Origin of the sequence: Roseofilum capinflatum BLCC-M114 (assembly GCF_030068505.1) — a bacterium.
GTDB classification, from domain to species: domain Bacteria; phylum Cyanobacteriota; class Cyanobacteriia; order Cyanobacteriales; family Desertifilaceae; genus Roseofilum; species Roseofilum capinflatum.
Genome location: NZ_JAQOSO010000099.1, coordinates 1 through 10,871 on the forward strand (window position 1 = coordinate 1; position 10,871 = coordinate 10,871).

14 protein-coding genes are annotated in these 10,871 nt (G+C 45.1%); 9 read left to right on the forward strand and 5 right to left on the reverse strand.

Going from position 1 to position 10,871, the window contains the following annotated elements:
* Positions 1-130: 130 nt before the first annotated feature.
* A complete protein-coding gene (locus PMG25_RS18925) occupies positions 131-340 on the reverse strand; it encodes a DUF6887 family protein (protein ID WP_283768455.1) in 210 nt (69 codons plus the stop codon).
* A complete protein-coding gene (locus PMG25_RS24700; RefSeq protein WP_430540978.1) occupies positions 330-455 on the reverse strand; it encodes a DUF6888 family protein in 126 nt (41 codons plus the stop codon). Before PMG25_RS24700 ends, PMG25_RS18925 begins: the two co-directional genes overlap by 11 nt.
* 118 nt (positions 456-573) lie before the next feature.
* On the opposite strand from PMG25_RS24700, the gene PMG25_RS18930 reads away from it, so the two are divergent.
* The 5 genes from PMG25_RS18930 (at position 574) to PMG25_RS18950 (ending at position 6,259) form a co-directional block, all read left to right on the forward strand.
* A complete protein-coding gene (locus tag PMG25_RS18930) occupies positions 574-3,102 on the forward strand; it encodes a glycosyltransferase family 39 protein (RefSeq protein ID WP_283768456.1) in 2,529 nt (842 codons plus the stop codon).
* A gap of 103 nt (positions 3,103-3,205) precedes the next feature.
* Positions 3,206-3,895: a sulfotransferase family 2 domain-containing protein gene (locus PMG25_RS18935; protein WP_283768457.1), complete on the forward strand. Its 690-nt coding sequence runs from the start codon at positions 3,206-3,208 to the stop codon at positions 3,893-3,895.
* Positions 3,896-4,180: 285 nt separating this feature from the next.
* Positions 4,181-4,366 (forward strand): hypothetical protein, encoded by a 186-nt coding sequence (locus PMG25_RS18940; protein WP_283768458.1) that lies wholly within the window; start codon positions 4,181-4,183, stop codon positions 4,364-4,366.
* A 146-nt stretch (positions 4,367-4,512) separates the two neighbouring features.
* Complete coding sequence (locus PMG25_RS18945; protein WP_283768459.1) at positions 4,513-4,824, forward strand: hypothetical protein; 312 nt, start codon at positions 4,513-4,515, stop codon at positions 4,822-4,824.
* Positions 4,825-4,942: 118 nt separating this feature from the next.
* The gene (locus PMG25_RS18950) at positions 4,943-6,259 is read left to right on the forward strand and encodes a sensor histidine kinase (RefSeq protein WP_283768460.1); all 1,317 of its coding nucleotides are present in this window, start codon (positions 4,943-4,945) and stop codon (positions 6,257-6,259) included.
* Positions 6,260-6,276: 17 nt separating this feature from the next.
* On the opposite strand, the gene PMG25_RS18955 is transcribed toward PMG25_RS18950, so the two are convergent.
* Positions 6,277-6,984, reverse strand: a complete 708-nt coding sequence (locus PMG25_RS18955) for a ParB N-terminal domain-containing protein (protein WP_283768461.1) — start codon at positions 6,982-6,984, stop codon at positions 6,277-6,279.
* 2 nt (positions 6,985-6,986) lie between these two features.
* Positions 6,987-7,844, reverse strand: coding sequence for a ParA family protein (locus PMG25_RS18960; RefSeq protein WP_283768462.1), 858 nt, complete (start codon positions 7,842-7,844; stop codon positions 6,987-6,989).
* 169 nt (positions 7,845-8,013) lie between these two features.
* Between PMG25_RS18960 and PMG25_RS18965 the strand changes: the two genes are divergently transcribed.
* Entirely contained in the window at positions 8,014-8,853 is an 840-nt protein-coding gene (locus PMG25_RS18965; RefSeq protein WP_283768463.1) for a hypothetical protein, read from the forward strand.
* Positions 8,854-8,884: 31 nt separating this feature from the next.
* Here PMG25_RS18965 and ybiA read toward each other — a convergent pair whose 3' ends face one another.
* Positions 8,885-9,352 carry a riboflavin biosynthesis intermediates N-glycosidase gene (ybiA, locus tag PMG25_RS18970; RefSeq protein ID WP_347178881.1) on the reverse strand — a complete coding sequence of 156 codons (468 nt, stop codon included), beginning with the start codon at positions 9,350-9,352 and terminating at the stop codon, positions 8,885-8,887.
* A gap of 341 nt (positions 9,353-9,693) precedes the next feature.
* Between ybiA and PMG25_RS18975 the strand changes: the two genes are divergently transcribed.
* From PMG25_RS18975 to PMG25_RS18985, 3 genes are read left to right on the forward strand one after another with little or no spacing between them, the layout of a single operon-like run.
* On the forward strand, positions 9,694-9,966 hold the full coding sequence (locus PMG25_RS18975) for a PIN domain-containing protein (protein ID WP_283768465.1): 273 nt from the start codon (positions 9,694-9,696) through the stop codon (positions 9,964-9,966).
* Complete coding sequence (locus PMG25_RS18980; protein ID WP_283768466.1) at positions 9,963-10,133, forward strand: hypothetical protein; 171 nt, start codon at positions 9,963-9,965, stop codon at positions 10,131-10,133. Before PMG25_RS18975 ends, PMG25_RS18980 begins: the two co-directional genes overlap by 4 nt.
* A gap of 57 nt (positions 10,134-10,190) precedes the next feature.
* On the forward strand, positions 10,191-10,517 hold the full coding sequence (locus PMG25_RS18985; RefSeq protein ID WP_283768467.1) for a hypothetical protein: 327 nt from the start codon (positions 10,191-10,193) through the stop codon (positions 10,515-10,517).
* Positions 10,518-10,871 lie beyond the last annotated feature (354 nt).

Genomic DNA, 10,871 nt, shown 5'->3' on the forward strand with positions numbered 1-10,871 from the left:
GCTTTTGTTGTGGTATAATTTGTGAAAATGAAAACCCCCTGCTTTTTAAGGGGGGTTGGGGGGATCTTTGCCTCTTGTACCTCATGACAGGGCGAATGGCTGTAAGACCAATGGCAGTTAGAGGTGGATTCTACGATAGATTATCCTGACCTTTTGGGATATGACGATACTGTTCAAGAAGTACAGAGAATTCCTGAGCATCAACCTCTCCATAGACTTGATTCTGGGGGACTGCATCAACTCGATCCATCAATGCTTCAAATGCGGCTTGGTCATTTCTATGCTCTAGAACATACTTTTGAAGTTCTCTGATCGTCATCCCCTCAAAATCAGACTTCATTAACAAACCTCCAATTTCCATTTGGGTAAATTTCAATTATCATTTCTTCTCCTATAAGGAGAATGACATTTCCTGTTCTCTCATCTAAACGCACCATATCCACAGAACGGTACATGCTTGTGAGATTCTGGCAAATCTGAAAACATCGAAGTGCCTGTTGAATTGTTGGCAAGTATCTGACTCCATCTTTATGATAGCTTAATTAGCTTATAGCAGTTTTCGCTAACGATCGCATGACTAAGGAACCATTGGAAAAAACTCAGCACCGTTGGTCTGAGGAAAATACGGGAACCGATCCGGTGTTGGCACTGGGGTTGATGATGTTTCTGATTATAGTGGGCGATCGCCTCTGGTTGGCGATCGATCGCCGGGTTCCTGCTTGGGATCAGGCCGATTATCTCAACTGGGTCTTAGAATATCAGCGCATCCTGCAAACTGCCCAACCTTTTTCCGGCGACTGGTGGCATCAGTTTTGGCTCCTCTCTCCGAAAATTCCGCCCCTGGTTTATGTTACGACAGTTCCCTTTGTCCAGATCTTTGGTGCGGGGCCCGATACCTCAACCCTAGTGATGCTACTCTATAGCGCTATTCTCCTGGGTTCCGTTTATGGGTTAGGTCGCCTGCTGTTCAATGGGTATCTAGGATTGTGGGGCGCTCTCCTGTGTATGCTGCTACCTGGACTCTATCGCTATCGCCTGGATTTTCTCCTCGATTATCCCCTGACTGCGATGGTGACAGGGAGCTTTTTCTGTCTCACTTTATGGCACTTTTCCCGGAAGTCACCGCGCTTACAACAGTGGGGAATGGCAGCACTGATGGGGATTTCTGTGGGATTGGCATTCCTGAGCAAACAAACGGCGCTGTTTTTTTTGTTCACTCCGATCGCCGTTTCCGGAATCACCACCCTTTATCGGCGACAATGGGAACGCCTCGGCCAATGGCTTTTAGGCGGTGCGATCGCCCTCACCCTCATCTATCCCTGGGTGCGTACCAACTGGTTACTGATGCTCACCTCTGGAAAACGAGCTACTGTAGACGCGGCGATCGCCGAAGGTGACCCCCCCCTGCATACCCTAGATGCTTGGCTCTACTACTGGAAAGACCTGCCAGAGTTGGTCTCTTGGCCCCTATTATGGATGGCGATCGTTGGTTTTATCGGGTTAGGGATTCAGTTTTGGCGATCCGAACAACGGCTAAATCCCAAACAGCATCCCAAAATCCTCTGGATACTCTTCTTTCTAGTCGGGTCTTACTTCCTCTGTTCCCTCAACGTCAACAAAGATACTCGCTACATTCTCCCCGCTCTTCCCGTACTCTCCCTCTTGCTCGCTTTCGGTTTAACTCAGTGGGATAAACTCAGTCGCAAATGGGGCCCTAAAATCCGTTGGGGAACCGTAGGATTGGCGGGTGTACTCATGTTCTTAAACCTCTATCCTTTGGGGGGACAATTCTTTACCCAAGCATTGAGTCCTGGAGCGATGCATTATCCAGAATTGGGGTTACCTGCTCCCCATCCCAAAGTCATCGATGAAATCATTAAAACGGAACCCTATCTGCGATCGAATGTTGGGGTTTTGCCCTCCAAGCCAACCCTGAATCAGCATAATATTAACTACTATGGGCAATTGCGAAATGGACAGGTTTACGGTCGGCAAGTGGGAACCAATAGTGAACATATTCTACAAGATGGGCGATCGCTCCGTTGGTTTATCACCAAAACCGGTCAGCAAGGTTCAGCACCCAGCGCAGAACGCCAACAGTTAACCCAATTCATCGAAACCGGTGGCTTATTTAACCTGCATCGCTCCTGGTCTCTCAATGATGGTACTCAACTGAATCTCTATCATCAGCATACTCCCCCCGTGCAGGTCGTTCCCCTCGATCAACCCCTGTCTCAGGTGCAACTTTATAACCTGTTTGTCTCCAGTCCCGTCCCTCCCGGAAGTCCCGTTCCCGTCACCTACCAATGGCGCGGCCCCTGGAAAGATCTACAATCAGGTTTAGTCCTAATTACTTGGATTCGGGAAAGAGATGGTCAAATTGCCTGGATACAGGATCATGGCTTTGGGATGGGAAACCTCTACGCTCCGGAAAATCTCGATCCAGAGCAAGCGGTGGAAGTGAGCGAGTTAACTTCGATGCTCCCCCCTGCGGATATGGAACCGGGAAGTTATGTGTTAAAGGTGCAATATCTACCTAACCGAAATTGGGAAACTCCAGCGCAAGAAATTCCCATTCCCCCCATTCGCATCAGCTTATCTTTAGACGCTCCCATTCAACCCGCTTTAGAGTTAGATTTATCCACTCAATTTCGCCAGTTTGCGGCCACCCTATCCCAAGGGCCGCCTGCCCTAGAGCATATTTTCGCCGAAGTGGGGCGGATTAATCAATACGATCCCACTCAAGACTATTTACTGCAAGTCGATCGCACCTTGAGTTATAGACTACAGCAAGATCCGAACCGGGTAGACTGGCTCTATGGCTTGGTGTTATCGCGGGTATTGCGCCAAGATGTGCCGGGGGCGATCGCCGCCTTAGATCCCCTCACCACCCTAGAGCCAAACAGCCCCTATCCCTACGCCTATTTAGCCGTAGTCTATCTGTATGACTGGAAACCTCAAAAAGCGCAAAACATCCTAGAAACCGCTCTACAGCTCAAACCAGACGAGCCAGAACTGCAAGCCTTGCAAGCCGTTTCCTGGGCAATGCAAGGCCGCTTCTTCAAAGCTTGGCAACTGGCGCAAAGTCTGGATTTAATTTAAGAGGGTTGTACTCGTTGAATTATGCTGAGTAATATCAAGGGATTGGAGGAGTGCGTAGGAAGTGAAAAGCTGGTCATATCTGCTGAATGTTCTATAATACCTAATGTCCGAGTCATCAACCAAACAAATGAAGCAAAATACATTACTACGTTGGCTCCACCCCAAAAAACCTAATCTTGCTATCGATCATAATAACAAATATATTTATATTCATGTACCTAAAACAGCAGGCACATCGATTCGTAAAGCACTTCAGACAACTTCTTGGCCCTATGTATCTCAAGGAACTCGCTACAGAATACCGAAACATGCTACTGCCCTTCAAATCAAAGAAATTGTTGGCGATCGCAATTGGCAGAGCCACTTTACCTTTGCGTTTGTTCGCAACCCTTGGGATTTAATGGTATCGTCATACCACTGGTGGTTGAGAAAAGGTAACCGGTATGAGTCCACTCGCAACATGGCTAAGTTAGTAGAGCAGTGCGGATCTTTCGACAGTTTTATCAAGAGCGAGTTGGGAAGTAACTATGTTAATGAATTTAAATCGCCAGGATTAAAAGAGTGGTACTGTGATGAAAACAATAGGATTTTGGTCGATTTTATTGGTCGTTTTGAAACCATTGCCGATGATTTTCAACATATAGGGGAATGTTTGAAGGTAAAAGTCCCGGAACTGCCCTACATGAATACGAGCGATCGCTCTCCATACCGTAAATATTATAATGATGAAACTTATCAGGCTGTGGCGAACCGTTTTGCTTGGACAATCGAACATTTTGGATATGAATTTTAAGAAAGCGTAATAAAGCCAATAAAGAAATAGAAAAAAGGAACATTGACCGGTTCCCAAAGCCGTAGAGCTAAAAAGGAATTAGGGATTCAAGAAGATAGAGAAAGTTGTTCAGCAATGGGTTGACCTCTTTGTTGATTGCCTTGGATTAAGTTGAAAAGATAAACACCAATTTCTTTCGAGAGTAAAACCGGTACAGCATTATTAAACGATGGGCATAATTATGTTATTATATCAAAAGCAATCCCACAGTTGCTCCTTAAGTGATACCCTAATGAAAAAAAATATATGGCAGAATTCTATTGGCAAAAACTAGACTGTAAGAACCAACCCACAGGGGGACTCGGTGCATGGCGTGCAAAAGTCCCTGGCGGTTGGATAATAGCGATTCGTTGTGGTGGTGGCGAAGGTGGGGGAGTAACATTTTATTCCGATCCTAATCATCAATGGGATGGTGGAACATTGCCTTTGTGAGTTTTAGCAAGTTTTATTTTTCTTGACTTCATGCTAGTTAGTATCAACCTAAGCAGAGTGATTACCAATGCCATTTAGTCAATTCAAAAGCATTGCTGAAGTTCAAAAAGCCTACCAGATTCGGTATACTGAAAGCGCATTATTATATGTTTTCTAAGCGATCGTCGCTGGGAAAAACAGTTCTTGAAACTCCGATTCTCATAGTCGTTGAAGCAAAAAAGAATGACTTTGAGCAAGTATGGGGACAATGTTTAGCCGAGCTTGTGGCTGCCCAAAAAATTAATAACAATCAAAAGAACTCAGTCTATGGAATTGTTACTGATGGCAATCTATGGCAATTCGGACGTTTACATGCTGATGTGTTTACTAAACATGAAAAAAACTACACCATTGATAAGATACAAGAGTTATATGGGGCGCTAGAGTATCTGGCCGATTTATTGGATCAAGATCAATAGAACTAAATTTAGCGCTGATACCGATTATTTGGTAGAATACCAAATTGTTATTCATCCGCTCCTTAGCATCATTTAGTACAGCAGCTAGAAAATGTCTAGAGGAGAAACCCCCTCTTAAATGAAGACTCCACCCATTCCCAGTAATGAAACTGAGCGCTTGCAGGCACTAGAGAATTATGACATCTTAGATACTGCCGCAGAAGAGGCATTTGACGATCTCACCCAATTGGCTGCATACATTTGCGACACTCCCATTGCTCTGGTGAGTTTGGTGGATCAAAATCGGCAGTGGTTTAAGTCAAAAGTGGGTGTGGATGCGCCAGAAACGCCGAGAGAGATTGCTTTTTGTGCCCATGCTATCAATGAACCGCATCAACCTTTGGTTGTCCCTAATGCTCTAGAAGATGAGCGATTTGCTGCCAATCCCTTGGTGACTTCAGCTCCAGATATTCGCTTTTATGCGGGGACTCCCCTGATTACCCCTGATGGATATGCGATCGGTACACTCTGTACGATCGATCGCGTTCCCCGTACTCTGAGTGACGAACAATTGCAGGCTTTGAAAGCGTTGGGACGACAGGTGATCTCTCAGATGGAATTGAGATTAAAATTAAAACATCTTCAGCACACGCAAGCTCAACTGATTCAAAGTGCGAAGATGTCAGCTTTGGGACAGTTGGTTGCGGGGGTTGCCCATGAGATTAATAATCCAACGGCGTTTATTCAGGGCAATCTGCATCATTTGGGGGAGTATTCACAAGACTTACTCAACCTAGCTCAAGCCTACCAAGATCATTATCCGCATCCATCGGAAACCATACAAAGCTTGCTCGAAACTTTAGATTTAGAGTTCTTGAGTGACGATCTTCAGGAACTTCTCCAGTCTAGTCAAGTGGGTATCGATCGCATTCAAACCATTGTTAACTCACTCCGCAAGTTTTCTCGATTGGATGAATCGGATTACAAAACGGTGGATTTGCACGAGGGCATCGAGAGTAGTTTATTGTTTTTGGGGCATCGACTCCAGCCCCATGGCGATCGCTCCCAGATTAGAGTGATCCGTGAGTATGGCGATCTGCCCCCAGTCTCCTGCTATCCTCGACAACTGAACCAGGCGATCATGCATATCCTGAATAACGCGATCGATGCTTTAGAAGAAGATTCCGTCGAAGAAAAAATTTTACGCATCTCCACCTCCTGTATCGGCGATCGATGGGCACGGATTTCTATTGCGGATAATGGAGTGGGGATATCAGAAGCTATACAAGAGCAAATTTTTCAGCCCTTTTTCACCACTAAGTTAGGTAAAAATCATAACGGTCTAGGTCTATATGTTAGCTATCAAATTATTACCGAACAACATCACGGTAAACTCTATTGTCACTCTAGTCTGGGTCAGGGAACAGAGTTTACAATTGAATTGGTGATCGCATAACCAAAACTGATGTTAAACTACCGATTTCCCCAGGCATCTAAGAGGGTAATCATGCGTTTGTCTCCCAGTCCTTGAACTCGCTTGATGACATCGCTGAAGGACTGAAATGGGGCTTGTTGGCGGGCAGTTTCGATCGCCCCGATCAGCTTATCAGCCGTTTTACCCCGTATATTGGCGATCGCTAGTTTTTCCAGCAATTCCACAGAACTACCCTGGTTCAGTAGCTCCAGTGGCTCAATTTTCGCCGGAATTTGTTCCTCTAAGCCATGAATCTGCTCTTGTAGCTCCTTAATGGCTTGCTGGTGAGTCTGTTTCATGTCTTGCAGTGCCCGATCAAAGCGAGATTCTAGGTTATTCAAACGTTGCTCTACCGCTCCCGTCGATACAACATCAGTCGCCATCTTCACCCCCTGAGTCGGTTGAGGATAGAGCGCCGAAACCTGCTCTAGGGCTGCCTCTTGCAACTTTGGCTCAACCACAAACGCATTCACGACTTCCCCTGCACGGGGGTTGATTTCCCTGGCTCTGACGGCTGCATAATATTCGCGATCGCCCGCCAGCACCTCATAAGATTCCGGCCCAGTTTGTTTTAAAATCAGGGGAACCAATAAACCGCCAGCCTGCAAAATACTTTGAGCCAACTGTTCCAACTCCTCTACCGCAAACTCTGAGCGAGAAACATTGGACTGAATACTTTTAACATCTACTAAATAATATTTGCTCATAATTACAGACCTATTTTTTGCATCACTTCAGACGACAGATTTCTAAATTCTGTCACGGAATACCCATCCCGTTCAAACTCAAACACCGATTTTGGGTCAGGAATTTCCAAATCTCCCCGACTGACCGTTTGATTAATACAATGAGATAACGCTACCCGCTCATAGATCACCGTCTTCAACATGGGAAGCTGATAACGTTGCAAAACCGCTTCTTTTTGTTTGGGAAACACAAATTCCACGTATTTAGGATTAGTTAAAATTTTAGAAGCCAAAACACCCAATACGCCTAAAGGGTCTTTACCAATACTGGTGCGCGTTTCATTCACTTCACGAATAAACTGTTTAACATTTCTTAGACCCTGATTAGAAAAAGGTTTCATATCCGAAGGAATAATTAAATAATCAGCAGAAACCAGTGCTATTTCCGCATAGAGATCCCTAGAAGGCGGTGCGTCAATAATTACGACATCATAGCGGTCTTCTACTTGTTCAAGTTTTGCCTTTAGCCGAAATCGAGTCGAGGCTAGAGTTGTGAGTTTATCTTTTTCATCAATTAGGGTAATGTGGGAAGGAATGACATCAATTTCTGGGGTATTAAAGCCCTTAGATTTACGGGCAATTTCAGGGATAAAATCAAAATCTCCTGAACTGATAATTTGGAGAATATTCCGATCTTTGAGATTATCATCTTCCTCAAACTGAAACTTAATTAACCCCGTAGCAAACGTCGAGTTAGCCTGAGCGTCAATATCCACGAGCAAGACGCGCTTGTTTTTATTGCTAAAGGCAGCAGCAAGATTCACGGCCGTGGTCGTTTTCCCGACTCCGCCTTTGTTGTGATAAATAGCAATGGTTTTCATCAGGTGTGGGAGGTATAGTCCGTTCTCGATTTTACACCCATGGGTCACGCATAGGAGAGAAATTTAAGAAATTTTACGGAGTCGCGCACCTGCATCAATTAAGCACCAACGTCACGCTATACTCAATAATGTTCTGTCAGTCGATCGACTAGGCGTTGATCGCTCAAGAATGAAATTCTACCCCCGGTTTCTCCCCTATCCCCGGTGCTTCCTCAGAACATTACTAACCTGGTTTGGCATCACCCTCCTTGGTAGCTTACTCGCCATCCCCGTACAACTGGTCGGCAATGCCATGGTGCTAATGGCTATGGGAATAGATGGAGCCGAGACCTCAACTGGTATTATTTTCTTTGGGGTCTTGTTCTTGATTGCCCTTTTCTTCTTCCTCCTGCTGACCCTCGTCTGGCCCGCCGCCTTCTTCGGTCACCTGCGCCAGATTTGCACCTATCTGTGGCTACGACTGAGACAAAGACCAGCCGAATATCCCAAGCGGTTGCCCAGGGGGGTTTGGTTTCAGGGGTTTGGCGATATGTTCTTCTCTAATATCAGCCTACTGACCTCTGCTGTAATGTTTTTCTTGTGGAAACCACAGCTCCTCACCGACCGAATCCCACCCACAGAAGAAGACATTGGGGTATTTGTCCTCATATGGTATGTGGTTCAAACCTACCTGTACTACTTCCGCAATTTATGGCAAGAAGCCAGCGATCGCCAACGAGCCAAACAAGAAGAAGCCCGCCAAGCCCAAAACCGTCGGCGGGAGGAGCAGCGCCAACTTAGAGAAGAGCGACGGGCAACACGGCTACAACAGCAAGCCGAAAAGCGCCGACAGAAGCAAGCGAAACCACAACCCCAGAAACCCACCCCAAAGGCAAGCCGCCCGAAGAAAAAACCAGCAGTTGCTCCAGATTTCCCTGAAGAATTCCTAGAGCCAGAAGTCCAAGAAGGGTTGGACTCCGTAGACTCTGAATTAGAGAGAATCCGAAAGAAAATGAATAATCAATCTTAAGCTACCATTGGCACGCAATAGATAGAGAGTATTAGTGTCTTGGAAGTATTGAGTGGTTTTTATGGAGTTGCTCGCGCACCTGCATCAAAATTACCCCTAAGCGGTTTTGGCCGCTTCCGTCTTTTCCGCATCCCCAATAGTAGTCAATGGGGGAATTTTCAACAATTTCCTCTTCTCCCGTTTGTAATAAAATCTGCTGTAGCTCCTCATGAGTTGTAAATTTTTGCAACACTCCTCGCAGCATAATCTCCTCTTTCACCTGTTCCCAATCTTTCCGCAGGGGATGGGTGCGATCGCGTCCCATTTTTGCTGCGTCTTTAGGCGTTTTCGCCGTTTGGATCTTCTCAAACCATGCTGCATCAGTGGTTACAAACTTCTGTGCTTGGAAATAATGCTCGCTCGTCGGCCACCATAACTCATCTAAAGTGAACCCATGGGCCGAAAAATTGGAGAAACAACCATAAGGTTTTTCACGAGTGGAATAGAAATAAATCGTCATAATCGTTAGTTTACAAATCATTGAGGATGAGTCTCACTTCCATTTTATACGCTACACTAGATTAGTCAGCACTCAATGTATATACTCATTTGGGGTACTGGGATACGATGAACTGTTAGCAAAATACAGAAACTTGATGCCTAGTGTTTACCTAGAAACTTCAGTGATTAGTTATCTAACCGCTCGCCCTAGTCGTGATATTGTTGTTGCTGGACATCAACAAACGACTCATGATTGGTGGGATGCTTGTGGGAGTCTTTTTGACTTGTACATTTCAGAGATTGTTATCAAAGAAGCTAGGGGTGGCAATCCTGAAGCAGCAAAAGAACGATTAGCTATTCTTGATAGCATACAAATTCTGGAACTTAAGGCCAGAAGCATTCAAACTGGCCGAGCAATTAATTGCCCAGGCAGTTTTACCCACAAAAGCGTCTGCTGATGCCCTACATATTGCTACATCAGTTACCAATGGTATAGATTTTCTTTTAACTTGGAACTGTAAGCACATTGCTAATGCTATTATGCGAGGTAAAATAGAAAAATTATGCCGCGCTTATGGCTACGATCCTTCAATCATTTGTACTCCAGAAGAACTGATAGAATATCAACCATGAAAAACGATCCAATTGTCGAAGAAATCAGAGCTATCCGCGAGGCCTATGCTGCCCAATTCAATTGGGATCTAAAAGCCTTATACGACGATATTAAAAAGCTTGAAAAAATGAGCAATAAACCCCATCGTCAATTGACTCCAAAGCGAATTGTTATTCCCACACCGTAAAGTCAAGTATTTACCCTACTATAGTAAACCTAATTACCCATTACCCATTACCCACCTATGAAACGCCCCATTTCTCGCCGTAGCATTCCCCCGAAAATCAGCACCATTCCCCGTCAACAGTCGGAATCATCGGATTATCTGAATCTCTATCAACTGGCGGTAGAAAAACAAAGACTTGCCAACGAACTCCAAAATCTGGAGCAACGAGGTTACCAAATTGAAAAACGCCTGGCGGTGATTAATCGTCAGATGGATCAACTAAAAAAAAACATCCCATCTCCCGGCGCTACCAGAGCTTCTAATCCGTCTTTACCGGGACTGAATCCGACTAAAAAATCATCAGGCCGATCGACGAATTATGAGACATTCCTGTTAGATTACTAGCACAGGACAAACGTCTCGCTTGCTAGGGAAAGACAGCGAGCAAGATGCTCGCACTCCTTGCTTTGCACTATTTTAATCCAGTCATGACACTACACCCTAGTGGACTGTTTCGACTAAAATAGGGCTTTGTTTGGTGTAAGCACGAAGAGTGCTTAAAAGCCTAGCTAGAGATGGCTCAAGCAATCACTACAAACAAAATCTAATGCATCAAATTAGATGAAACAATCCACTAGATTGCACGAATCCTCTCCTTTAAGACGGTTTCTCGTAAGTGGGGACGCAATGAACAATTATTCATTTAGCAAACCTAAATGAGTTGTGTAATGGCTGCCCCTCATCCCCCTGCCCCCTTCT

What these genes read in the sequence shown, in the direction of transcription:
- PMG25_RS18925 (WP_283768455.1), bottom strand. Translation starts at nt 340, where the DNA reads ATGAAGTCTGATTTTGAGGGGATGACGATCAGAGAACTTCAAAAGTAT.
- PMG25_RS24700 (WP_430540978.1), bottom strand. Translation starts at nt 455, where the DNA reads ATGTACCGTTCTGTGGATATGGTGCGTTTAGATGAGAGAACAGGAAAT.
- PMG25_RS18930 (WP_283768456.1), top strand. Translation starts at nt 574, where the DNA reads ATGACTAAGGAACCATTGGAAAAAACTCAGCACCGTTGGTCTGAGGAA.
- PMG25_RS18935 (WP_283768457.1), top strand. Translation starts at nt 3,206, where the DNA reads ATGTCCGAGTCATCAACCAAACAAATGAAGCAAAATACATTACTACGT.
- PMG25_RS18940 (WP_283768458.1), top strand. Translation starts at nt 4,181, where the DNA reads ATGGCAGAATTCTATTGGCAAAAACTAGACTGTAAGAACCAACCCACA.
- PMG25_RS18945 (WP_283768459.1), top strand. Translation starts at nt 4,513, where the DNA reads ATGTTTTCTAAGCGATCGTCGCTGGGAAAAACAGTTCTTGAAACTCCG.
- PMG25_RS18950 (WP_283768460.1), top strand. Translation starts at nt 4,943, where the DNA reads ATGAAGACTCCACCCATTCCCAGTAATGAAACTGAGCGCTTGCAGGCA.
- PMG25_RS18955 (WP_283768461.1), bottom strand. Translation starts at nt 6,984, where the DNA reads ATGAGCAAATATTATTTAGTAGATGTTAAAAGTATTCAGTCCAATGTT.
- PMG25_RS18960 (WP_283768462.1), bottom strand. Translation starts at nt 7,844, where the DNA reads ATGAAAACCATTGCTATTTATCACAACAAAGGCGGAGTCGGGAAAACG.
- PMG25_RS18965 (WP_283768463.1), top strand. Translation starts at nt 8,014, where the DNA reads ATGAAATTCTACCCCCGGTTTCTCCCCTATCCCCGGTGCTTCCTCAGA.
- ybiA (WP_347178881.1), bottom strand. Translation starts at nt 9,352, where the DNA reads ATGACGATTTATTTCTATTCCACTCGTGAAAAACCTTATGGTTGTTTC.
- PMG25_RS18980 (WP_283768466.1), top strand. Translation starts at nt 9,963, where the DNA reads ATGAAAAACGATCCAATTGTCGAAGAAATCAGAGCTATCCGCGAGGCC.
- PMG25_RS18985 (WP_283768467.1), top strand. Translation starts at nt 10,191, where the DNA reads ATGAAACGCCCCATTTCTCGCCGTAGCATTCCCCCGAAAATCAGCACC.